Genomic DNA, 23,130 nt, shown 5'->3' on the forward strand with positions numbered 1-23,130 from the left:
GCTTTTCGAGCTTCACCGCACATAAACCTATGGTTGCCTAGATGTCGAAGGCTGTAGACGGGGCACCCATTCATTTGACTTAAAAAATACTTAAGGAAAAAGCACCATGGCCCTTCCAGAAAGACGTTCAGAACAAGAGCAACGCATCATTGATAGCGAGAAAGTTCGAAAAGAAGCTGCCCAAGTGGCTCGGCAAAGAATAGAGTCCGAATACGAAGCGCTCTCGCCTACCGAGACTATCCATAAAACGAACAATGATGAGATGCTTACTTCAAAATCCATGAGTTTTACCAAAGGATTACAGCACAATGAAATCACTGGTTTATTGTATAACGAAGACGACTTTGTGAAATTTGTGAAAGGCATTAATACTGGTGATCCACAAGATATCTTAGACACCCCTATTGGTACGACTGTTAACTATAAATGGCGGGGCTGGGAAAGTTCTGCAGCTGGCCTTACTTATGATTTACAGGGGCCAGATAGTCACTCTGTCACTATGCCAGCCCCTCCAGGTTTGGAAAACAAAGATGAACTTAGTGCTGAGATTGGTGAAGTTTATGCGCAGGCATTGCTTAGAGACGCACATTTTGCTGCTTTCTCAATGAATGAAAATGTTTATAAGGAGTTTGTTGGGCAAGAATGGGGGAGTAAGCGGGTTAGCACAAAATACGCTCACGTTGAATCGGTGGTCGAATGCCTTAACAGAATACCTTTTTTTTCATCTGACAATGTTCGCGGCCCCTTTACGCCAGTGAATGCATTTCGTGGTATTTCAAAGGGGGATTTAGATGGCCCTTATCTATCACAATTCCTACTGACGGGTGATAATGGCCTAAACAATAAGAACGATGGATCACCTGAACATGATGCTAGTGATGGCATAATTTCTTACGGGGCTCAAACCATCAATCAAAAGGTGAGGTTTGCACGTTCAGATGACTACTTGACTGACTGGAGTGAGTGGTTAGATATTCAAAATGGCGGCGATGCTCGCGGTTGTGAAAAATACGTTGGTGACCAAAGACGCTTTATAACCACCCCTAGAGATTTAGCGACATACGTACACTATGATGCGCTATATCAAGCGTATTTGAATGCGTGTTTATTGCTGTTAAATGTAGGAGCCCCCCTTGGAGAAAGGATCCCCTACGCTAAAAAAGAGGGGGAAACAGATACAACTTATAAACAACAGGGCTTCGCGCTGTATGGTGGGCCACATATTCTGTCATTGGTGACAGAGGTTGCCACTAGAGCTCTTAAAGCGGTGCGCTATCAAAAATTTAACCTGCACCGACGTCTGCGCCCAGAAGCACTGGCTGCGAGATTAGACAAATGCCAAGCGTATCCTGCTAGCTTCGAGCCTCAATTTGCAGAGATACGCGAAGTGATAGAAACATCGGGTTTGGCAGATAAGCTTGATAACAATCTGCTATTGCCAATGGCGTTTGCCGAGGGGTCGCCAATGCACCCATCTTATGGCGCTGGACACGCAACGGTTGCAGGTGCATGCGTGACCATTTTAAAAGCGTTTTTTGATGCGAGTTGTTTTTTACATATCACCAATGATGGTGAAAACTTTTCGGTAGATAGGCACTGTCGCCAGCATGATAACGCATTTATTCCTTCGTCGGATGGCCGCCGTCTACGAGTAGTCAAAGTAAGTCAGTCGTTGAGTCTTGAGGGGGAGTTGAATAAGCTGGCGGCTAACATTTCTATCGGGCGAGATTGGGCTGGTGTACATTACTATTCCGACTATGAGCAATCTCTCTTAATGGGGGAGAAAATAGCTATTTCTATGTTGCAAGAGCAAACAATAGGACACAATCCGTTAGAAAGTCTCGCGTTTACGCTTCACCGGTTTGACGGCAGTGAAGTGGTTATTACAGAGGGGCAAGTGCGTTAGCACTGCTTTTTAGGGGGAGATCAAAAGGGGATTAAGGGAGAGATGACATCTCCCTATGATTCCCTCCCTAAGGGCAATCTATGTAGGCTTCCACAGTTCATACTGCGTCATCACTTTATTAAACATAACGCTTTGTATGTAACCGTTTAGCCACTGCTTTAGGTTAGGGTAGGGCGATTCTCGATACCATTTTCGTTCAACTTTAGAAAATTGGCGAATAAAGGGCAGCAAGGCGATATCTGCTAGGCTTTCTTTTGTGCCAAAGATAAATCGGTCCGCTTGCTCATCTTCCATGCCTCCTCTAGTGCTATCAGCACCTAAACGCGCTTCTAAATCTTGCAAGTAAACTTCACAGGCTTGCCTGCACTCGGTGATGTTATTTTCGTGATAGCGTTTGGCTGCCTTGTAAGCATTTAATTGGGTTTTGAATTCATCATCGAATGTTTTAATTAACGCCAGCATGGCAGGCAGTGCATTGGGGTCTTGCTGATGCAATAGGTCTTCTGGATCGTTTTGATGCAGTGCCCACAACATCACATCCAAACTTTCATCTATCACGGTATTAGTGCCGTCTTGATTGAGCAATACGAGGGTGGGCACCGTACCTTTGGCAGACGCTTTAATCATAGCGTCTGGCTTATTGCTTAATACCACTTCACGCACTTCAACGTCCTGCGCCGCTTTAAACAAACCAATTCTTCCACGCATGGCATAAGGGCAATTGCGCAACGAATAGAGTATGGGACACTGACCACGCTGAGGTTCATATTTTGGGGTAATTGCGGGTGCGCTTTTTTGCTCTTGTTGTGGCTTAGCATGTGGTTTTGAAGGTGGCATTGGGGGTTTTATCTCCATTTACCGCGATTAATCTGCCGTTATGATATTCATTGAGCAAATATGCAGGTAAAATCCTCGGCATAAAATTTCCCACAATATAGCATCTACATGAACAGTACTCACATGAATCCGAAAATTGAATTATTAGCCCCAGGTGGCGATGTTGATGCGATTAAAGCCGCCATTATCGCGGGAGCCAATGCGGTGTACTGTGGGTTAGACAATTTTAACGCACGAAATCGTGCGTCTAATATTTCATTTGATGCGCTGGTGGGCGTTATTCGCTTGGCGCACCAATACGACTGCGAAATCTTTTTAACGTTGAATATCGTTATTCTTGAAAAAGAATTTCCCACCCTTGCAAAGCTATTAAGCAAACTGGTTAATACCACGCTTGATGGTGTCATTGTACAAGATATTGGCATGTTCAATCTTATCAAAAAGCATTTTCCTACGTTGGATATCCATGCCTCTACCCAGATGACCACGCACAACATCGGTCAAATCCCATTCCTTAAAAAGCTAGGGGCATCGCGGGTTAATTTGTCTAGAGAATTAAACCTGCGAGAAATTACTGCCATTACTAAAGTGAGCCGTGAACACGACGTGCTAACCGAAGTGTTCGTGCATGGGTCGTTATGTGTGGCGTTCTCAGGGTTATGTTATTCAACTTCTGCGAGTGCGGGGAACTCGGGTAACCGAGGGCGCTGCAGTCAGGCGTGTCGAGAAGAATATGAAACCACCGAATCTGGGCATAACTTTCCGCTAAATATTAAAGATAACTCAGCCTTTTTCGACCTGCCGGCATTGATAGAAGCTGGCGTGTATTCGTTTAAAGTAGAAGGACGGATAAAAGGCGCAAGTTACGTTCATACGGTCATCGACAGTTTTAGAAAGCAAATAGATGGCTTTTTAGAAACTGGCGAATTGTTAGAAGACGGCGAACGCCTTTATAAGGTTTTCAACCGAGATTTTTCTAACGCGTTTTTACGTGGCGATTTGAACCAATCGATGTTTATTGATAACCCACGAGATAACTCAAAAAACCATGCTATCGAAAAAGCGGCACAAACAGAAAGCGTAAGCGATGCGTCTGCGAAAGACGTCAACCGTATTTCAGTGGTGCAGATACAAGAAGTGAAGCAAACCCTTTATCAAGAAAAGAACGAACTACACGACTTAGTAAGAGAGAAAATTCAGTATTTATCTATTGATAAAATACCTACTACGCTGGCTTTTTCAGGTGAAGAGGGAAGTTGTTTAACCCTAACTATTAAAACACATGGCTTAGCCGCGGGTCAGTCGTCTATAACTGAAGATGGCTCTGTTAAAGACAACATCAATTCAATCGCCCCTAAAACTATTATATTACGTTCTGAAGGCGTGTTATCGAAAAGCGAGAAAAATGCACTAGACGAAGTCTTGTTAGAGAAGCGTTTTAGGAATTTAGGCACCGGCGAATACTGCATTGCCGATCTTGATGTTACACAACTAGGTAAGGGCCTTAGTTTGCCGTTTCGCGATGTTACTGCGCTTAAAAATGAAGCCATGAAACAGCTTAATGGTGAACAGTCGCTAATTCCTGAAGTGGTATTACCAAAGCTGACAAGTTACCCCAAAAGCGAAGCCGATAAGCAGCCAGCGCTTTCGTTGTTAATTTGTGATGAAGCAGACGTGCAGTTAGTCGATGAAACGGATGCTGACATTTACTTTAAGTTGCCAGATGCCTATAAGCGCAATTGCACTAAGTATGTGGGTTTCTTAAAAGATAACCCGCGTTTAATTCCGTGGTTCCCCGCGGTGCTGATTGGCAAAGATTACGATGTGGCAGTGAATATACTTGAACAAGTCATGCCGCCATTAATTGTAACCAATAATACCGGTATTGCTTATAAGGCAAATGAATTAGGCATAAAGTGGATTGCAGGGCCGTTCTTAAATACCACCAACTCGTATGCTTTAATGGCGATGAAAGAAGACTTCGATTGTTACGGTGCGTTTATTTCAAACGAGCTTAATCGAATGCAAATGAAGAATATTGCACGGCCTCAAAACTTCAAACTGTTTTACAGTATTTATCATCCTATATTATTGATGACCAGCAGGCAGTGCTTCTTCCAACAAAGTGTGGGTTGCGAGAAACCGCGTATCGATAACGGGTGTATGCTTTCGTGCGACAAATCAACCAGCATTACCAATGTGAAAGGCATGTCGTTCGCCATTGATAAACAAAAGGCCGGATATCCGAGTATTTACAACGAAGATCAGTTTTTAAATATGGAAGTGATGAACGATTTGTCTGACTTGTTCGATGGCTTCATGATCGACTTAACCAACATTGGCGCGGGAGGTAAAGTATCACCCGACAAGGTAGCGCTAATTCGCCAATTCGAACAGCTATTAGCCGGTGATAAACACGTAGAAGGCACACTAAATAATATGGTGCCAGCTTCAACGGTAAGCCAGTACCACGCTGGTTTATAAGCTAACGCACACAAGTGTAAGCATCAATAAAAGCCCTTGGTTGTTGAATAACACCAAGGGCTTTTTTGCATTCTACTCTTGGGTATAAGAGGCATCTTTATCGAAAGTAATGGTGCAGCGTTGGTTATCAAGCAATACAAAATCTGCTTTTGGGATAAAGTCATCGTGCTCTTTTTGTATTCTAGCCTGAGCTTCACGTTTCACTTTGTTACGCTTAATCGTCGTGACAAAATGGCGCATTTCGTGAGGGTTACTGAGTTCAAGCTCGGGCACTTTTACTGGCACACCGTTGTCGTCTTTAGCCACCATCGTGAAAAAGCTGTTATTGGTATGCTTCACTTTATTGGTCTTGATGTTCTCAGACGTGACTTTAATACCCACCACCAATGAAGTGTTTCCGACATAATGCACAGTAGCGTCTAGCGATAATAGCTCGCCCACTTCCACAGGCTGTAAAAACTCAACGCCATCAACCGTAACCGTTACGCAATAGGCGCCGGCATGTTTACTGGCACAGGCGTAGGCAACTTTATCCATTAAAGACAAGATAATACCGCCATGGACTTTTCCGCCAAAGTTGGCAAAAGAAGGAACCATTAGTTCAGTTAAGCGTGTTCTTGAAAATGCGACAGTACGTGGGCTCATAGTTAACCTTTATATTGTTATAGTCGATGTAGTTGTAGGGTAGATAGCTTTTTTAAGGTACAAGTGCCAAAGGATACAAGTGTTTTTAACATAAGTGCGCTTAGTTTTTATCTTTGAGCAATGCGAGCGACTTCTTTTATCGCGTTAATGATGTAATGATTCCACTGTGCTGAGGGAATTGGTGAACTAGCTCGGCTCGTTCGCCCAACTTCATATCAATATATTCGAAACCTGGGGCTACCGCTTCTCCTATTAGGCCGTAACCATACGGGCCTGTAGTCAGTATTTTTGATGCCTTCCATGTACCGCCTTTTACCACCATTTGCATCTTATGACCTTGCGTAGGGTCGGGCCCTAATATATGAGTTTCAAGGCTGCCATCTTGGTTAATTAGATAATACGTGATGGGGTCGCCCATATGGAAGTAATGCATGATGTCAGAACGGTTCATATGAAAATGCCCGATAGGGGATTTGGCACTTAGCAGGTAATAAATAGAGGTCATATTTACTCTATCGCCATTTTCTGTACTTATTAGCGGCCTGTGATCTGCTTTGAACGTTTGGCGAAAAAAGCCCCCTTCAACGTGACCGGTTAAATCAAGTGACTCAATGAGTTGTTCGGCGGTGAGCTTTTTATCGAATGACTTTGCAGATTGAGTAGCGGTAGTAACGTTAGTACAGGCACTTAGCAGGGTACACAGTAAGGTTACTAACATAGCAAAGGAAAGAAGGGAGCCTTTAATTTTTAGCATAATAGCGCCAATATTTAATACGTAGATTTACTTTCTAGCATACCTAGATAAACAAAAGATTATTAGTTTTTTTGCGCCCCAGAGAATTAACCACATGTTATGGCGAGTGTGGGCACAGTGTCGGCCTTGCGAAAAAGAAAAGCACGGAATAGTTAGGCTAGAAAAGAGAAGCTGTGTTTAGTGAATAAGTGAAAAATTCACACCTGTTGATTCTAAAAATTCACCTTGAATACGAGATTGTTGATTTCCACGGGGCACCATGACGTAGCAGGGCGGAGCAGGATCAGTTTCTTGAAGCTCAAACCACAGTGTATCCAGCACATCTCTCCCGTGGAGCAAAAAGGTTTCGCCCCAAGATGTGGTATACAACACCGAGATTTCTTCAACGCTCGCTTTTTGCCTGAGCGTGTTGAAATTCACAATAGCTAGGCAAGTTGTTACGCGGGCGGCGGTGAGCAGATAATCCCTTTGTAGAGAAGAGACTTTAATCGGCGGAAAGTAGCGGCAGATATGTTTCAATAAGTCATTCAAATCCAGCTCGCTCACTTCACCGGTATTGTAATCAAGATAGATGGTGGTTTTTGCGTCGATAATACGATTTGCAACGCACCATACAATTGATTCAACTGCTGAGTATGTTTGCGTTATTTTCTGACTTTGCGCTATTTTTCCCGATTTACTGAGTGAGTCTGTGGCATAGACAGTCCATACATCTTGCCCCGATTTATTTTGCTTTAATGAAACGGTTACCGTTTCACAGTAGAGGTTTTCATCAAATGCGCGGCGTAGAAACTCGATTTTATTAGGCTTTTTGCCATAAAATGTACTGAGACGACGACCTAGCACGGTCATGTCTTTTTTACTCATGGTTTGTTGTTCAGCCCCAAGCTGACTTGAAATACGTCGATAGCATTTCAAAAGAAATCGATGAATTCGTCGGCTTAATTGAACCCGCTCGTGAAATGTCCATTCGTGCTGATTATCCAAATGATAAAGGTCTTGTTTTGTCCATCCCCACTTTTTAGCATAGGCCGCTATAATCTTGCGTTTAAACGTAGAGGTTTCGCCACGTTGCGGTGGTTGGCTGAGCTTGCAATTGCATTTGAGGTATAGACACTGCTGAAGCAACAACATGTCTTCAGGCTGCCCCTCTTTTTCATAATGCTCAATAAGTTGGTCGAACATCAGTGCATAAGGGTCTATTACCGCGACGTGTCCAGGTGCTTCGGCACCACGGTGAACATGCTTTTTAAGCAAGCTACACAAGGGCTGGCCGTGCTCAATATGAGCAAGATAAACTTCTAACTTTGCTATTTTGAGTACCGACTTAAATGGCGAGTCCATGGCTTTGCTTAACTGCCATATTGCGGCACCAAACAATTCGCTGGCGTCGAGTCTTTCGAGGTTTCCAAGATCCATAAACCAGCTTAAATCTGGAGAGCCACCGTCTTCTAGGTGGTTTTTTAATGCTGCATATTGCTGATCATTAGTTTTTTCAGGGGTTAACCACCAAAAAGGTGCCTTTCCAGCCACTACAATATTAGTGGTGTAAAACTCAGCTTTAAGAAACAGGGCTTGAGCAGAGCCAGCGCTTTCCCCATCGGCAATGCCAAAGTCGTTGCGTCGCACATTGTCAATTTCAGATAGGAAAAAGTGCACTTCTATACCGAATTTGCTGTCCGCCCAACTTTCAATGGCAGTTAATTTTTCTTGTAGTTTATTAAGCGATGCTTCTGAGAGTTGTTTGCCATCGACACACACCCAATAGTCGAAATCAGACGAGTCTGTTTGTGCAATGGTACCAATGCTTCCCATAAGGACTAAGGCTTCAATTGCCCGCTGACGGGGCCACAGAGGCTTGATATCAGAGAGTAAATCACGCTTATCAGGGAAGCACTGCAAGAGTGCATTTTCAACAACGTCTCGGAATGAGTAGTTATGGATACCAAAGGGAATATCTTCACCTTCAATATAACCTGGAAGCTCAGGATGATTTACGTGCAGTAAAAACGGCAGAACATGGAACAACGGCTTGTGCTCAGCAGGCATAAGCATAAGTGCACGTTCTACCCTAGCCTTGTTGTACCTAAGTACACGTAACAGGCGTATTGTTAGATTCTTTTTAATTGATAGAGACTGTTGCTCTGTCATTACTGCTCTTTTGTATCGATAGTTATTTCAAAAATAGCGCGATTTTCCATTGTCTGCCTCCTATTTCTATTATGGCAGTGAAAAGTAGACGTTTAGCCTGCGCTTCCATTATCAAAAATTTGTTTAAACTCATTCAACCATTACTGGGCTTATCGTCTTTAGTATAACTCGTTAAACTTCGCAGCATCTAAAGTATTCGCATTAAATATTAGGAATTAGTTATGTCTAATCAAATTATCAGTGATTTAAACCAGCGTTATACCGTTAAAAAGTACGACAGTAGCAAACGTATTTCTTCAGAGGACTTAACCACTATATTGGAAGCATTAAGGTTATCAGCTTCTTCTATAAATTCTCAGCCTTGGAAGTTTGTCGTGGTTGAAAGTGACAGCGCAAAACAGCGTCTACACGACACTTTTGCGAATAAGCACCAGTTCAACCAATTGCATGCAAAAGAAGCATCGCACACGATCTTATTCGCTTACGATCCTAAGTTTACCAAAGAAAAGTTTGTTAAGCGTGTTGATGCTGAAGTGGCGTCTGGTCACTTGCCAGAAGCAATGCGTGACTCATTTATGGGGGCTTACGCTTTTGCAGAAGCTAATACTGACGAGAACGGCTACAACGGCGCATGGACAAAAGCACAGGTTTATCTAGCATTTGGAAACTTGCTTCACACATTAGCCCGTCTTGGTATTGCCTCAACGCCGATGGAAGGCGTGGACGCTGACTTGATTGGTGAATTGTTTAGCGAAGAATTAGACGGACACATTTGTGAAGTGGCGCTAGCACTTGGCTATGCAGACGAAGAACAAGATTGGAACCACGGTTTACCGAAGGCACGTTTGCCAATGGAAGATGTGATCACCGTTGTATAAATACGTTAGTCTTGCACTCTAGCAAGAGCGTCGCTCCATAAGGTTACCTGATTACGACCCAACGATTTCGACTTAAATAACGCGAGATCGGCTTGATCGATAAGTTCAGAAGGCGTTGTCGCATTAAAGCGAATAGAGGTTACGCCCAAGCTACAGGTAATCGCGATATCATCAAAGCGACAAACTTGAATGGTTTCTCGCATGTTTTCAGCTATACGCATGGCTTGGTGAGAGGAGGTATCTGGCAATACAATGCAGAACTCCTCCCCACCAAACCTCGCTACTACATCGTTTTGACGGACGCAGCTCTGCAAGGTATTGGCAACGCCACGAAGCACTGAATCACCCACGGTGTGCCCGTAACTATCATTGATAGATTTGAAATAGTCGATGTCTATCATAATCACACAATAGTCTTCAGACTGTGGATTTCTTGCAAAATCCCGCTTCATCAAATCAAACAAAACACGGCGATTAAAACAGTTTGTTAATGGGTCTCGTGTGGCTAAATAGCCAAGTTCTTGGTTGCGCTGTTTCGACACAATAAAGCGACGATAAATAAGCAGTATCAGTATTAAGCAGACAGCTAATAACAGTGCCAAAGCGACACTGGCATATCTGTTTTTAGTTAGTTCCAATTCTGAAATGGTGGTGGCTTGCTGGGCTATCTCAATTTCATTGTTCTTTCTGGCCAGTTCGAGTTTGTCGAGTTTGTTTTTTTCTCGCAGAGTTTCTAATTCTATTTCCAGTCTTAAGGAGTGTAGCTTGGCTTTCTCAAGCGCGAGTTCGTTATTGTTAATGTCTTCTTGAATAACTTTGCTTAAGGCGATTTCTTGTTCAGCATATTGTAAGGATACCGCTAAATTACCTTTAGTTTTCTCTGCTAGTCTTAAGTAACGATAACTTTCTAACGTATAGGCTTTGTGGCCATTTTCACGTGCTAATGTCAGGGCGCTTTTAAGCAGCCTTACGGCCTCCTCCATGTTAGTATCAATAAGCATAGCTGCTAATGGAATGAGAGTTTTAATTTGATAAACATCACTTTCGATTTCTGTGGCTAAAGCCAGTGATTCTCTATAGTAATTGAGCGCGCTGGAAACGTTATTTTCGTCTCGTTTGATGTTCGCCAATATTCGCTGAGTTTTTGATTGTTTTGCCTTGTCATTACTGTCTCGGTAGATATCATCCGCTTTTTTCGCTAACAATGTTGCCGAAGCATAGTTACCCTTGTTCCAATCGATAATCGCGCTTTCTCTTAGCGCGGTAGCAAGGGTTTTAGGCTCAACCTTTTCCTCCGGCAAACTAATTGACAGCATGTAAAACGAACGAGCTTGGTCGAATTGTTGCAGCCTAAAATATATATGACCTATCTGATTCGACGTTTTAGCTATGCCCGTTGCATTATTGACCTTCTTATAATACTTATGAGCTTGATGCACATGTTTTAAGGACTGTTCATAGCGGCCTATGTGGCGGTAAATAATCCCTGCTCCCATCAACGCTTTAGCGCGGCCTTCAGCATCATCTATTTGGCCGTGAAGGGCTAAACTTTGTAATGCGTAGTCTAGCGCAAGTACTAAATTACCGAGATATCGTTGTGCTTCAGCCAGTGTATTAAAGGTACGCGCCATAGACTTTATTTCATTTAAGTCGGTATATATAGCTAGTGCTTTTTCATAATACTCAGCGGTTTCTTCCCGGTTCTCTAATCGCTTGTAGGCCTCAGCAATTCTGACGAGGGTTCTTGCATTTCGGTTTTTAATGTCGCTTTCGGGGGCGGTGAGATATTCAATGGCCATCAAATATTGTACGACCGCGATAGAGTGCTGGGACAGTGCGAAATGATAATCACCCTTGGCGATTAACGTTGAGGCAATAGGAAAGTCTTCACCGTATTGAAAAGCCAGTGGAACCAGTATCGAAATCGCTTCATCGGCTTGGTTAAGTTGCTTATCTTTCACCAATGCATTGATATAACCCGCATACGACAAGATGTAATTTTCCGTGTCGCTGAGTCTTTCGAATATAGCCGACGCGGTTAAAAAGTGGTGTCGTGAACTTTTGTTTTGACGGGCTTGCCTTGTTAATTTTCCAAGTAGAAAATGCGCCTGTGCAGTCGTGCTAATATCATCTATTTCTTTCGATATTTTCAAGGCTTGATTAGCCCGTTCAATACTGCGCTTTAGTGAGGAATCTTGTGCTAATTGTGCCTGTGAAAGTAGCGTCTCAGCGCGCTGAATTGAAGCTTCATCCCGGGAAGGCAAGGGGCTAACCTGCTGCGAATGGGCAGAAGTAAAAACATTCAGTAACAGGATAAAAGCAAAAAAACGCATTTACTATGAGTTCGGGTTACGACAATAGAGTAAATAAAGTATAAATGCTCACGCTTTGTACTAACAGAGTGAATGTGGTGCTATCAAAGGTCAAATAGTCTAAGTCGTTGTACAATAAAGCATCTATTACTGCTTTCATTGTTGCTTATTGCTTTGATTGCCCCCATTTGAAACACTGACGAAGTCACTTAATTAAGGATACTATTTCAATGAGCCGACATTTTGATAACGCCGAAGGATTGTGTGAAGACAAGGATAAAGCGACAGAAGGTTTTGTTTTCAACCAGACCATGTTACGTATTGCCGACCCCGCACGTTCACTTGATTTTTACACGCGAGTGATGGGCATGACATTGTTAAAACGTCTTGATTTTGAAGAAATGAAATTTAGTCTTTATTTCTTAGCGGCGGGTGATGATTTTTCTGATATTAGCAAAGACGACAGTGAGCGCACCGCCCAAACCTTTGGTCGTCCTGCGATGTTAGAACTCACTCACAATTGGGGTGATACCGCAGACACGGCTCATTATCATAATGGGAATAGTGAGCCAAAAGGCTTTGGTCATATTGGCTTTCACGTACCGAATTTGGAAGCTGCATGCGACAGATTTGAAGCGCTAGATGTCCCTTTCCAAAAACGACCTAATGACGGTTCGATGAAAGGCATTGCATTTATTAAAGATCCAGATGATTACTGGATTGAAATATTCGATGCTAAGCAAACGGCCAAGGTATGCGCCCCGCACTTAATCAAGTAATGCAAGGCGACCCTTTCTCATGGTTATCAATACTATTTAGCGTAGCCCCATGGTGCTGCAGGTACGGGTATAGGTTGGGTTAAATCAAAATCAACCCGGAATTCTCTGCCTTCTCTAATCAATCGGTAGGTAAAGGTTTCCGGGTAAATAAACATTTGCCAAATATTGGAGCTTGATTGGGGGATGCCACTTTTAGCAAACAAAGCTTTAGAGTAGGCGTCAGCGGGGAAAGATTGAACCTGTGGCCAGCCAGCATCAAGCGTATGACCGCCGTACATGGTTGACTCCGAATAGCTACCATCTTCATGGCGATGATCATGTTTAAGCGACAAACCGGAGCCAGTTTTTGTAATGATCCACGTTCGAGATGCATCTTCTCCCACGTGAAAGGGAATATGTAACACGTCGTCTTTACAGCGCCTGACATGCATAACCAAAGGTTTATCAGCCATGCTGCTGGTGGGCTGATTATCAACTGTTATTTTACCTGCAAACGCTTTCCCGCATAGCGCGCGTATACTCTCAAAAAAGCTATCGTGGCTGGCAATAGACACTAAAGGGGCGGGCTGAATGATAGGGTCTGCTGCCATCTCTTCTGTGCTAAAAGCCGTCGCGGGCATTAGTATTGGCGTCATTATTAGCGCTACGGTGCCCTGCGCGACTATTCGGGGTGCTATTTGAAGCAGTTTTAAGCTAATTTTCATGCGTTACCTTAATTATTATTTTTATTATGGCCTAGTTATTCCAGTTTCTTGGTACTAATTGAACGGCACCTTCAACCACGTTCATGTCGAGCGGTACTTTACTCAATAGTGCCACTTTAGGGTTCTTCATATCTAATTTATAAACAGGGTTAACGGCCAGAAAAGCGTTGAGTAAGTTCATCACTTCGTTGTTTAATGGCTTTAGGTTTCCCTTATAGCCTCCTGCTTCTACGCTTGAGTCGAGTAAGTTAAGGTTGCGGAGAAACACCGCTTTTTGCTCACTATCATAGTAGGGGCTACCTTCAATCTTAAAGGTTAAACGTACAGGGTATTTAAACGCGAAAGCATTAATTTCTGCACCTGTGTCTAAGCCAAGGGATATAACATCGCGGCTATCAGGGCCGATGTCTACACTAACGTCGTTCACATTAAGCTTCACGGGTAAGCCCATTAAGTTTACGTTTTCAGTTAAATTCGGTAGTTGTTTATTAAGCAATGACTGGACTTCAGCATTTGAAAAAGAGAAAACCGCTATGCCATTAGTGCTTGCACATCCGGTGAGGAAAAGTGTGATAGCAAAGAGTATAACTTTCATAAAAAACCTTCTGTATAGAGTTTATAGCCTACGATGAAAACAAGAGAGTGTTCTATAACAAGCAAGCTAACCATTCTCATTATGTCATGTGCCTAACATAAGTGACTTTTATTTTGCTGGAAAGGCTTCAAGTAAACTGGTCACTAACTCGCCAAGTTTATTTTGGATAGTGACTGAATCGGTAGATTCTACTTCTACACTTCCCACCGCACTGTAAATAAACGTATCGCCTCTTACCACATCGATTTGCAGGTTTTGATATTGCGTTACGCGCTCACCAATGGGCACGCTGAATATACTGCCAAGAGAGATGCCACCAGAACGGCCAAATACACCCGTACCTAACCCAAGGTTTAACCGAGTGTCATTTTCTTCACTGGCGGTTGAAGGAAGGAAACCTACCAGCACATCTGCACCTTCTTCTGGTGAGGGCTTGAGCCCCTTTGCGATAAGTGCTCTGCTAATCGCCGATGTAAGTTGGCTCTCTATTTCAGGGTTTAAGCTATTCAGTGGTGGTCGAACAAAAAACGTATTAATTTCGGCAAAATTTTGGCTTTCATCAATGTTAATTTGCGGGCCTTTGCTGGCACAGCCAGCTAAGAAGCTTAACGCCAAAAAGGCAAAAAGCACGTAAAAAGGCTTTCTTGCTGTATGTTTACTTTTATTTGTTAGTGTCATAGGTACGCCGAATAAAGGACTGCTGTAATGGTTTAAAGATGAAAACAACCAATTAGGATCGATTTAGTACTGCAAATAACGCAAATTGAACATTAAGCCCCATCAATTCACGCAAACCCGTGGTTTTAATTCGCGGTCTATTAGCCATTGCGATAAACTACGCCATAATAAATGAGCCACTTCTAGATTAAGACTAAAAACCATGATCCACAATGATGTTCTACGACGCCTACGTTTTGCTTTGGCAATTAACGATACCGCCGCTATTGGTATTTTCAAGTTAGTAGACTACGACATGGATGTAGATTACCTTCATTCAATTATGAAAAAAGAAGGGGAAGAAGGGTATTTACCTTGCAGAGACAAAATCATCTCTTTGTTCTTAGACGGCTTAATCGTTAAAAGACGTGGCAAGCAAGAAGGTGTTGAGCCTGTTATTTTAAAAGCCGGTGAGCGTTTGAGTAACAACGAAGTGCTTCGAAAAATCCGTATTGCTATGAGCTACAAAGACGAAGACATGATTAACGCGCTTCAAATGGCTGATTTCAGATTAAGCAAAAACGAACTGTCTGCTTTTTTCAGAAAACCCGATCACAGAAACTATAAAGTGGCTGGCGACCAAGTTGTGCGTAACTTATTACAGGGCATGGTGAAGAAGTATCGCCCTGATGCGAAAAAAACAGCACATACCAAAGAGCAAGTTCGCCAGAATGTAAAAGCGGATATGCAGGCCCAAAAAGTCAAAGGGCAAGTGAAAGAGCAAGCCAGAAATAAGGCGACTAAGCCAAGTTCTGTGTGGGGCAAAACCTCATAATCGTGAGCTGATAACTATCGGGCGTTACGCTTTGCACTGTATCTAAAGTGCAAAATTTTGAAGATTCAAACATACGCGTAGCGCTATCTTCTTTGGCAATAAACCGTATAAATCTGCATGCTACCATCCTCCCCGCTTACCAAATATCAAGCATTAGTCGATTCGGGAAAAATTCACAAAGACCCATCCCAACAACACGCCATTGCATTGCTTCAGCAGCTGTATCGTTCATTTCAGAGTGCTAACGGTGACGCTTTTTATAAAAGCCCGCATCCACACAGTAAAGGCATTTATTTGTGGGGCAAAGTAGGGCGGGGCAAAACCTTTCTGATGGACTTGTTAGACGCGAGCTTACCTAGCACGTTTTGCAAACGACAGCACTTTCATCATTTTATGCAGGACGTTCATAAACGGCTAACTGAACTGTCCGGAAAGGCAGAGCCGCTGCGCCATATTGCGAGGCAACTAAGTAAGCAGTACAAAGTGCTGTGTTTTGATGAGTTCTTTGTGTCTGATATTGGCGATGCAATGTTGTTAGGCAATTTACTGCAATACATGTTTGCACTGAATATGGTAGTGGTGTGTACCAGCAACTGTGCGCCGAACGAGCTTTATCGAAATGGATTGCAGCGGGAACGCTTTTTACCGGCAATCGCTGCAATTGAAACGCATTTAAATGTGCTGCACCTGAATGGCGAACAAGACCATAGAAAGCGTGCACTTAATTACATTCAACGTTATTTCGAACTACCCGAGTCGTTACAAGATCAAGCAACATTGCATCAAACCCTTCTTAGTCAGTTTGGCTTAACACTTAATAGTGCGACTTCAAGCATAACAGTGCTGGGACGAACTATTGAAATCGTCGCCCAACGTGAATTTGATGCACGTAATTCAGAGATGAGTCATAAGGCTGCCTGTTTCAATTTTTCGGCATTGTGTGAAGGGCCGCGAAGCCACTTTGATTATGTAGAATTGGCCAAGCTGTACAAAACAATATTATTGTTCAATGTACCGCCCATGAGCGGGCAAGCGTACGAGCGCATTAAGGCACGGGGCACAGAGGATAATGGGTCGAATATTAACATTGCCTCTGCTGAAACCGGAGAGCGTGAGGTGGTTTTAGCACCCATGGATGATGCATTACGCCGGTTTATTGCATTGGTAGATGAATGTTACGACAGTAAAACTAACTTGATAATGACCTCTTACGTGCCTCAAAATGAGATTTATACTAGTGGCGCGCTTATGTTTGAATTTGAGCGGGCTAGAAGCCGATTGATAGAGATGGCATCAGAAGAGTATTTACAATTAGTGTCGGGCTGATGATGTACACAAATTAGCTAAATTACTGTTTTAGTTGGTTAGGAAGGGAGCAATTATTGACACACGATCATGCAATTTTACAAAGGACTAAAATTTAGTGAAAATGACGATTCAATAGTGTTGATGAGAATGGTTAAAATCTGACATTTACGTGATTTTTATTTAAGCTTTTGATTTAAATGAATTAAAAATGTTGGCATTTAGGTTGCAAAATTAACTTTGACTTAACCTAAAGGATGACAACAATGAACACTTTCACTAAAACACTGGCTACAATTACGCTTTCTTTATCTACTATCGGTATGGCGAGCGCGGCAGATTCATTATTTGCAGCAGACGATTCGGTTACTTCTAAATTATGTGTTGTTGCAGCACAAGGCAGCAAAATTCAACTGCACAAATCGATTAAAGACTCTGGTTTGAGCAAGCGCTATATTGCTGAAAACGTAACCTGTAATGATCAAAACATCTTAGCCTTTGTGCAAGATTATGCAGAAGACCCAGATAAAATGAATAACGTACTAACTAACGGTAAATTTAATACCAACGTTGAAATTATCGATTTGGCTGTAGCGAATACAAAAAAGTAATAATTTGGTAAAATGAAGCCTGAGTATGTAGTTTTACATTTACATTGTTGTTGCTCAGCACATAATTTAAAAAAGGTGGCCATGGCCACCTTTTTGCTGTTTTAACATACCTACCAAGGCCTACTATCTGACTTTCTAGGCGGCAGGTAAAAAAGCTCGCAAGAATGCTTGTAAAAGTACTTATAAGCGCTTTCGCAAATAAGCTTATAAATTTTTGAGCGCATCAACAATATCTTGAGGCTCTGAACGGGTTCGATAATCGACATCCACATAACGCCAGGTTACGTGGCCTTTTTGATTGAGCACAAAGGTTGCTGGAATGGGGAGAATATTGCCATTACCCTTGTTGATGGTTTCTAGGTCGAGTTGCCTATCGTTTTTCATGTGCTCAATTAGAAACTCGGGCACTTCCCATGCTACCCCGAATTGCGCTGCAACTTTAGCACTTTGATCTGACAATACGATAAAATCCATCTTGCTAATTTCATCTTCGCTGAGCGAATCATCGGGCACCTGCGGGCTTATAGCGACAAGCGTTGCGCCGAGTTGTTTAATATCGGCTAATCGAGACTGAAGGGCTCTAAGCTGTAAATTACAATAGGGGCACCAACTCCCGCGATAAAAAGTTACGACAACAGGCCCTTGGTTTAATAGAAAAGTGAGTGAAACCGTATTCGATTTTGCATCTGGCAGCGTGAACTCAGGTGCTTTATCACCAATTGCCAATGCATCACTGCCTTGCTGAAACGATTTAGCTTTTGCTATTTCTGCGTCTACCCCTTTCATGAAGTCTGGGTTGCCTTTACGGCCAGCTTCAACCTTAGCCTGGGTTAGTTCTTTTAGCGTTGCCATATAAGCCTCGTGGTGAGATACATGTTGTGTATCTGGTGAATTGATTAGGGAATGACGGTAACGCCTTCGAGTTCTTTATAAAACTGCTTTGCACTACTTTTACGATAATCCCTTCTATAGAGGGGGGACAACACAAAAATTTGCTCATTGTACTTATTAGTTTGTGGCGGGATTAGTTTAGACAAAGATCAGCCTGAAAAGAGATTAGTCATCAGAGATTACCTGGACAAGCACACCATAATAGTTATTAACTAAACCAGACTTGTCATTTTTTATTTAAGGGTTGTTATGAGCCATCAGCGGGAAAATAGCCATCAGCGGGAAAATAGCCATCAGTGGGATAAGAGCCCTCAGCGGGAAAACAGCCCTCAGCGGGAAAACAGCCCTCAGCTGGAAAGCACAGCCATTCCACAAGAAGCTTTCGACTGGTACGACGCTTATGCCCACGGCGGCATGGACAGACGTACATTCATGACCAAGCTCACAGGGTTGGTCGCCCTCGGTTATTCCATGTCTTTCTTAACCTCGGCATTACTGCCTAATTATGCGCTGGCTGAACAAATATCCTTTAATGATCCTGATATAACCGCGACCTACGAAACTTTCGCTTCACCCAAAGGGCACGGAGAAGGTAAAGGGTATTTAGTCGTACCGAATGCATTAACACAAAACGAAACCACACAAAAGAATGCGCCGGTGGTATTGGTAATACACGAAAACCGAGGGCTAAACCCTTACGTTAAAGATGTGGCCAGAAGACTGGCGAAGGCAGGGTTTATTGCGTTTGCTCCCGATGCCTTGTTTCCAATAGGAGGCTACCCTGGCAACGATGATGAAGGCCGCGCTATGCAGCGAACCCTCGACCGCTTGAAAATAGAACATGATTTTGTGGCCGCCGCTGAATTTATTAAAGCGCATGAATTATCTAGTGGAAAACTGGGCGCTGTAGGTTTTTGCTTTGGTGGTTATATGGTGAATTACCTAGCGGCCATTGATAGCGACCTTATCGATGCAGGTGTGCCTTTTTACGGCACCCCAGCAGCCAAAGAATTACGCAAAAATATAAAGGCACCATTACTTATTCAACTTGGTGAATTAGATGCGCGAGTAAATGCCACTTGGCCAGAATACGAAGAAGATTTGAAAGCGTATGATGTCTCTTACGAAATGCACATGTACAAGAATGCGAATCATGGTTTTCATAATGACTCTACGGGGCGGTTTGACAAAGACAATGCTGAGCTTGCATGGTCTAGAACCATTGCATTTTTTAACGCTAAGTTGGCGTGAGTTACGTACTTCAAAGGGGTTGTCAACGTCTAATGCTTAAGCTAATAACTCATTAAGAATGCAAGGTCTTCAACATAAAGCGCTTTTAGCAAGGTTTTTGGGAGTGGGGGTCTTGCTTATACAATTTGCCTTTTTCCCCTCCATATTGTGCTTTTATGATACGGCACATCGTGTTCGATGGCTTTTTGTCTAATGAAGTTTTCTACCATTGTCCGACTACACTGGAATTTTTGTATATCAATATAGATACGTTTTTCTCTGTTATTTGAATCAAAAGATACGCTGGTATGATATCTGGTTCGGGAGTACTCGATGGACGTAATATCCACCCATACTAACCTGACATCTTGCCCTTTTAAGCAATAAAGCACGCCATCTTCATTTAATATGAAGTGATCCTGAGCGTGAATTTTCCACTTTTTCTTGTAATACCAATATAAAAAAGGGGAAGCGGGTAGCAATAAAGCGCCAACTATATGCCTAAAATCATCTTCGCTTTCTTTAAATAGCATCCAGGCGCATACCGCACCAATTACCGAACTAAATAAAAATAGTATGAGGCTAATATCTTTGTAGTCTCCACGAATAGATGCGCTAGTGCTGTTCTGAGTTAGTGTAGCTAATCTAGCTTTAATGCTATCGACTCGCTCGGGGTATGCGTGACGGTCAATAGTTTCTAATGCTTCTAGTAACTCAGTGTGGGAGTAAAGGGCGTAATTCGGTTCCATGAATTTTAATTTAGTTGGTTACTGCCATTGTTTAAGCAATATAAAAATTGCAAAGGCAATTAGCAAGCTAAGCGCAGTTTTTACACTTATAATGTCTTTCAAAAATAGCGTGTTTACCACTACAGAATTTATGTCTTAGTTATTGAAAATTAAAGAGTGTTTTAATTTTTTAAGGCAAGTAATTCACTGTTGTGGTGCACCTTTCATTACCAGCGGCGATCTCTTGGTGCATTGCCAAAGCGTAAAGGTGGTTAATGTGAATGGTTATCTTCCAAAACGATTGAGAATGAACTCATCAGATGAGTTGCTTAGGCTAGGTGACTGCTCGCCTGATTTAAATAACGCCTGTATCTATACTTAAGTCTAACGTGATTGGTATGTTTATTGTGATGTGTTGATTGAGCTCCCACTTGGTTTTCCTCCGAGTTGGTAAGTAGTTGCAGTCATAGCAGGAAACACACTCATGATAAAAACAAATAAACCGTTCCGTCCCACATTGTTAAGTGTCTCTATTGCGGCATTGTTTGCCGTCAGCCCTGCGTATGCACAAGAAAGTGAAATCGCCAGTGCTGAAGCTGAAGAAGAAAAGATTCAAGTTGTAGGTCGTCGTATCTCTACTACCGAGGTGGCAATTGGTACTGGTGAAGTGACCAATACCCTAGCCGTCACACGGGAAGCGTTATTGTCGGCCCCAGGCGGTATATCTGGGCTCAAAATGTTAGAGAGTTTACCTGGTTTTAATGTGCAAACGGACGGTGCATTAGGGTTATATGAGTTTGGAAACTCTGTGAATGTGCGTGCATTCAACTTAAGCCAAATGGGGTTTGTATTAAACGGCGTGCCCATGGGGCGTTCAGATGCCTTCGGCGGTAGCCCTATTTTTAGATATGTCGATAACGAGAACTTAGCGTCTGTAGTGGCATCTCCAGGTGCAGGCGATGTTTCCGCACCAAGTTATTCTACCCTAGGGCCTATAGCCTCTTACTATTCGGTAGACCCGTCTGACGAAGCCGGTGGCATGATGTCATACACCATTGGCGATGATGATTTAAATCGCTCTTTCGTTAAATTGGAGACCGGAGATATTAATGGTTTCAAGGCTTATGTGAGCCGTTCGAAAACCGATAGCGATTTATGGCGCGGGCCAGGTACTATCGACAGAGAGCACATTGAGGGTAAAGCAATTTATGCCTTTAGTGACGAGACTACATTTACCGTTAGCTATGTGGCGAATGACTTTTTTGACTACGACTCACCCTCCGGTACCGAAGCGACTTTTGATGATAACTATTATTACAGCTACCTAGACGCCATTCCTGAAGGATGTATTGCCCCATTAACGGGTGTTTACGATTTCAACCAAGATGGTGTTGCGGATGAAAGCGATTTTACCCCTGTGTTTACCGGTAGTAATTGTACAAGTTACTACGAAGACCGCGTAAACGTTCGTGACGATAAGCTTTATTCTGCTCAGCTTGAAACCTACTTGTTAGATAACTTGTTATTTACCGGTACTTATTATTTTGAAGATAAAGATGGTTATGGTGTTTCTCCCGATTCTTATAGTAACACCTTAAGTATTTATGAAGATCAGGCTGCAGCAGGGCTAGATGTAGTGCATCCACGTGGCGTGCAATATGGCTTATCGTCTGTAGGGGGTGATAGAAAAGGCTTTGTTGCTGATTTTAGCTTAACACTCGATGCCCATGATATTCAATTTGGTGGCTGGCAAGAAAAAGACACTTACCATCGTACGCAACAGCGTTTAAATAAAACGGGCGGTAGTGCTGATGGTGACGTGATTTGGGATGAGGTGGCATATTATCGTCGAGATTACACCTCGGTACGTGAAACTACGCAGTTGTACGTGAAAGATACCATTAGCTTAATGGACGATAACTTAAAACTTGAATTGGGTATAAAGTCATTAAGTGTGGATTATTCACTAGACGGGTATCGTGATTACGATGATTACGAAATTGATGGTGAAGCAGGTTACGGCCCTCAGTCTGTGGGCGGCAAATTTAGCAACCATTTCTTACCTTCAATAGGTGCGGTATATACCCTAAATGACACCGACCAAGTTTTTGCGTCTTACTCAAAAAACTACGCGCTACCTAATGGTACAGATGACATTTATGACAATGCGGTTAGCTTTGAACCCGATACTCCCGAAGGTGAAGAAGCCGATAATATTGAATTAGGCTACCGTACCAACAAAGAAAACTTTAACGCGGCATTAGCGCTATTCTATACCCGCTTTGATAATCGTTTGTTTGCCAGTAACGTATTAAACCCCGCCACCGGGCAGCCAGAGAGCTTCTATATTAATGGCGGTGCTTCAGAAGCCTACGGCTTTGAATTATCGGGTGTTTATCAGCCTGACGTATTCAAAAAACAGTTATACATGAATGCCAATATCTCGTACAAAAATGCCAGCTTAGTAGATGGCTTTGGTAGTAATCCTGAAGGCAGCGCCTTGGCTGATAGCCCAGACTGGGTGATGACAGGTGGCATTACCTACGAGCCAACAGAATGGCTAGTAGCGAATGTATCGGCAAAATATACCAGCAGTCGTTATACCGATTACGCCGAAACCTATGAAATGGATAGCTACACCACGGTAAGTGCCTATGTGGATTTAGGCGGTGTGAACCCCTTCGGTATGCCTGAAAATGTGAGCTTACGGTTAAACGTAGATAACCTTTTCGATAAAGAAGTGTTGTCGTTTGCGTTTGTAGGATCGGCTTTCTATCGCCCTTTAAGCCCTCGTAACGTGCAAGCATCATTAACGGTAGCTTTCTAAC

General features: G+C 42.8%; 18 protein-coding genes and 1 pseudogene. 9 read left to right on the forward strand and 10 right to left on the reverse strand.

Annotation, left to right across the window (positions count from 1 at the left end):
• Positions 1 to 106: 106 nt before the first annotated feature.
• A complete protein-coding gene (locus JKP82_RS03620) occupies positions 107 to 1,906 on the forward strand; it encodes a vanadium-dependent haloperoxidase (protein WP_159532423.1) in 1,800 nt (599 codons plus the stop codon).
• A 78-nt stretch (positions 1,907 to 1,984) separates the two neighbouring features.
• Here the strand turns inward: JKP82_RS03620 and JKP82_RS03625 are convergent, their stop codons facing one another.
• Positions 1,985 to 2,743 carry a glutathione S-transferase gene (locus JKP82_RS03625; RefSeq protein WP_159532421.1) on the reverse strand — a complete coding sequence of 253 codons (759 nt, stop codon included), beginning with the start codon at positions 2,741 to 2,743 and terminating at the stop codon, positions 1,985 to 1,987.
• A 123-nt stretch (positions 2,744 to 2,866) separates the two neighbouring features.
• Between JKP82_RS03625 and JKP82_RS03630 the strand changes: the two genes are divergently transcribed.
• Positions 2,867 to 5,227 carry a peptidase U32 family protein gene (locus tag JKP82_RS03630; RefSeq protein ID WP_159532419.1) on the forward strand — a complete coding sequence of 787 codons (2,361 nt, stop codon included), beginning with the start codon at positions 2,867 to 2,869 and terminating at the stop codon, positions 5,225 to 5,227.
• A gap of 72 nt (positions 5,228 to 5,299) precedes the next feature.
• Here JKP82_RS03630 and JKP82_RS03635 read toward each other — a convergent pair whose 3' ends face one another.
• From JKP82_RS03635 to JKP82_RS03645, 3 genes and pseudogenes are all read right to left on the reverse strand, one after another.
• On the reverse strand, positions 5,300 to 5,872 hold the full coding sequence (locus JKP82_RS03635) for an acyl-CoA thioesterase (RefSeq protein ID WP_159532417.1): 573 nt from the start codon (positions 5,870 to 5,872) through the stop codon (positions 5,300 to 5,302).
• Between the two features lie 136 nt (positions 5,873 to 6,008).
• Positions 6,009 to 6,512, reverse strand: a pseudogene (locus JKP82_RS03640) (cupin domain-containing protein); the annotation flags it as partial.
• Positions 6,513 to 6,803: 291 nt separating this feature from the next.
• A complete protein-coding gene (locus JKP82_RS03645; protein ID WP_159532413.1) occupies positions 6,804 to 8,777 on the reverse strand; it encodes a class I adenylate cyclase in 1,974 nt (657 codons plus the stop codon).
• A 221-nt stretch (positions 8,778 to 8,998) separates the two neighbouring features.
• On the opposite strand from JKP82_RS03645, the gene JKP82_RS03650 reads away from it, so the two are divergent.
• Complete coding sequence (locus JKP82_RS03650) at positions 8,999 to 9,655, forward strand: NAD(P)H-dependent oxidoreductase (RefSeq protein WP_159532411.1); 657 nt, start codon at positions 8,999 to 9,001, stop codon at positions 9,653 to 9,655.
• Positions 9,656 to 9,660: 5 nt separating this feature from the next.
• Here the strand turns inward: JKP82_RS03650 and JKP82_RS03655 are convergent, their stop codons facing one another.
• Positions 9,661 to 11,919 carry a tetratricopeptide repeat-containing diguanylate cyclase gene (locus tag JKP82_RS03655; protein WP_258544329.1) on the reverse strand — a complete coding sequence of 753 codons (2,259 nt, stop codon included), beginning with the start codon at positions 11,917 to 11,919 and terminating at the stop codon, positions 9,661 to 9,663.
• Positions 11,920 to 12,197: 278 nt separating this feature from the next.
• On the opposite strand from JKP82_RS03655, the gene gloA reads away from it, so the two are divergent.
• Positions 12,198 to 12,746, forward strand: coding sequence for a lactoylglutathione lyase (gene gloA, locus JKP82_RS03660; protein WP_159532407.1), 549 nt, complete (start codon positions 12,198 to 12,200; stop codon positions 12,744 to 12,746).
• Positions 12,747 to 12,778: 32 nt separating this feature from the next.
• Here gloA and JKP82_RS03665 read toward each other — a convergent pair whose 3' ends face one another.
• The 3 genes from JKP82_RS03665 to JKP82_RS03675 all read right to left on the reverse strand — a co-directional run bounded on the left by JKP82_RS03665 (position 12,779) and on the right by JKP82_RS03675 (position 14,723).
• The gene (locus JKP82_RS03665; RefSeq protein WP_159534647.1) at positions 12,779 to 13,366 is read right to left on the reverse strand and encodes a hypothetical protein; all 588 of its coding nucleotides are present in this window, start codon (positions 13,364 to 13,366) and stop codon (positions 12,779 to 12,781) included.
• Positions 13,367 to 13,481: 115 nt separating this feature from the next.
• Positions 13,482 to 14,045 carry a YceB family lipoprotein gene (locus JKP82_RS03670; protein WP_159532405.1) on the reverse strand — a complete coding sequence of 188 codons (564 nt, stop codon included), beginning with the start codon at positions 14,043 to 14,045 and terminating at the stop codon, positions 13,482 to 13,484.
• A 108-nt stretch (positions 14,046 to 14,153) separates the two neighbouring features.
• Positions 14,154 to 14,723 carry a DUF4136 domain-containing protein gene (locus JKP82_RS03675; protein WP_159532403.1) on the reverse strand — a complete coding sequence of 190 codons (570 nt, stop codon included), beginning with the start codon at positions 14,721 to 14,723 and terminating at the stop codon, positions 14,154 to 14,156.
• 202 nt (positions 14,724 to 14,925) lie between these two features.
• Between JKP82_RS03675 and JKP82_RS03680 the strand changes: the two genes are divergently transcribed.
• From JKP82_RS03680 to JKP82_RS03690, 3 genes are all read left to right on the forward strand, one after another.
• Positions 14,926 to 15,537, forward strand: a complete 612-nt coding sequence (locus tag JKP82_RS03680) for a YehS family protein (protein ID WP_218395920.1) — start codon at positions 14,926 to 14,928, stop codon at positions 15,535 to 15,537.
• Between the two features lie 117 nt (positions 15,538 to 15,654).
• Positions 15,655 to 16,863, forward strand: a complete 1,209-nt coding sequence (gene zapE / locus JKP82_RS03685; RefSeq protein ID WP_218395923.1) for a cell division protein ZapE — start codon at positions 15,655 to 15,657, stop codon at positions 16,861 to 16,863.
• A 245-nt stretch (positions 16,864 to 17,108) separates the two neighbouring features.
• Positions 17,109 to 17,453, forward strand: coding sequence for a DUF3718 domain-containing protein (locus JKP82_RS03690; protein WP_159532397.1), 345 nt, complete (start codon positions 17,109 to 17,111; stop codon positions 17,451 to 17,453).
• Between the two features lie 204 nt (positions 17,454 to 17,657).
• On the opposite strand, the gene JKP82_RS03695 is transcribed toward JKP82_RS03690, so the two are convergent.
• Complete coding sequence (locus JKP82_RS03695; protein ID WP_159532395.1) at positions 17,658 to 18,305, reverse strand: peroxiredoxin-like family protein; 648 nt, start codon at positions 18,303 to 18,305, stop codon at positions 17,658 to 17,660.
• Between the two features lie 288 nt (positions 18,306 to 18,593).
• On the opposite strand from JKP82_RS03695, the gene JKP82_RS03700 reads away from it, so the two are divergent.
• The gene (locus tag JKP82_RS03700) at positions 18,594 to 19,595 is read left to right on the forward strand and encodes a dienelactone hydrolase family protein (RefSeq protein ID WP_258544330.1); all 1,002 of its coding nucleotides are present in this window, start codon (positions 18,594 to 18,596) and stop codon (positions 19,593 to 19,595) included.
• A gap of 116 nt (positions 19,596 to 19,711) precedes the next feature.
• On the opposite strand, the gene JKP82_RS03705 is transcribed toward JKP82_RS03700, so the two are convergent.
• Entirely contained in the window at positions 19,712 to 20,323 is a 612-nt protein-coding gene (locus tag JKP82_RS03705; protein ID WP_159532391.1) for a hypothetical protein, read from the reverse strand.
• Positions 20,324 to 20,786: 463 nt separating this feature from the next.
• Here JKP82_RS03705 and JKP82_RS03710 point away from each other — a divergent pair, with 463 nt between their 5' ends.
• Positions 20,787 to 23,129: a TonB-dependent receptor gene (locus JKP82_RS03710; protein WP_218395925.1), complete on the forward strand. Its 2,343-nt coding sequence runs from the start codon at positions 20,787 to 20,789 to the stop codon at positions 23,127 to 23,129.
• Position 23,130 lies beyond the last annotated feature (1 nt).

Origin of the sequence: Alteromonas lipotrueae (assembly GCF_019249215.1) — a bacterium.
In the GTDB taxonomy this organism is placed as follows: Bacteria; Pseudomonadota; Gammaproteobacteria; order Enterobacterales; family Alteromonadaceae; genus Alteromonas; species Alteromonas lipotrueae.

Excerpts from the sequence above, each read along its gene's own strand:
- JKP82_RS03620 (WP_159532423.1), top strand. The coding sequence starts at position 107 with ATGGCCCTTCCAGAAAGACGTTCAGAACAAGAGCAACGCATCATTGAT.
- JKP82_RS03625 (WP_159532421.1), bottom strand. The coding sequence starts at position 2,743 with ATGCCACCTTCAAAACCACATGCTAAGCCACAACAAGAGCAAAAAAGC.
- JKP82_RS03630 (WP_159532419.1), top strand. The coding sequence starts at position 2,867 with ATGAATCCGAAAATTGAATTATTAGCCCCAGGTGGCGATGTTGATGCG.
- JKP82_RS03635 (WP_159532417.1), bottom strand. The coding sequence starts at position 5,872 with ATGAGCCCACGTACTGTCGCATTTTCAAGAACACGCTTAACTGAACTA.
- JKP82_RS03645 (WP_159532413.1), bottom strand. The coding sequence starts at position 8,777 with ATGACAGAGCAACAGTCTCTATCAATTAAAAAGAATCTAACAATACGC.
- JKP82_RS03650 (WP_159532411.1), top strand. The coding sequence starts at position 8,999 with ATGTCTAATCAAATTATCAGTGATTTAAACCAGCGTTATACCGTTAAA.
- gloA (WP_159532407.1), top strand. The coding sequence starts at position 12,198 with ATGAGCCGACATTTTGATAACGCCGAAGGATTGTGTGAAGACAAGGAT.
- JKP82_RS03665 (WP_159534647.1), bottom strand. The coding sequence starts at position 13,366 with ATGCCCGCGACGGCTTTTAGCACAGAAGAGATGGCAGCAGACCCTATC.
- JKP82_RS03670 (WP_159532405.1), bottom strand. The coding sequence starts at position 14,045 with ATGAAAGTTATACTCTTTGCTATCACACTTTTCCTCACCGGATGTGCA.
- JKP82_RS03675 (WP_159532403.1), bottom strand. The coding sequence starts at position 14,723 with ATGACACTAACAAATAAAAGTAAACATACAGCAAGAAAGCCTTTTTAC.
- JKP82_RS03680 (WP_218395920.1), top strand. The coding sequence starts at position 14,926 with ATGATCCACAATGATGTTCTACGACGCCTACGTTTTGCTTTGGCAATT.
- zapE (WP_218395923.1), top strand. The coding sequence starts at position 15,655 with ATGCTACCATCCTCCCCGCTTACCAAATATCAAGCATTAGTCGATTCG.
- JKP82_RS03690 (WP_159532397.1), top strand. The coding sequence starts at position 17,109 with ATGAACACTTTCACTAAAACACTGGCTACAATTACGCTTTCTTTATCT.
- JKP82_RS03695 (WP_159532395.1), bottom strand. The coding sequence starts at position 18,305 with ATGGCAACGCTAAAAGAACTAACCCAGGCTAAGGTTGAAGCTGGCCGT.
- JKP82_RS03700 (WP_258544330.1), top strand. The coding sequence starts at position 18,594 with ATGAGCCATCAGCGGGAAAATAGCCATCAGCGGGAAAATAGCCATCAG.
- JKP82_RS03705 (WP_159532391.1), bottom strand. The coding sequence starts at position 20,323 with ATGGAACCGAATTACGCCCTTTACTCCCACACTGAGTTACTAGAAGCA.
- JKP82_RS03710 (WP_218395925.1), top strand. The coding sequence starts at position 20,787 with ATGATAAAAACAAATAAACCGTTCCGTCCCACATTGTTAAGTGTCTCT.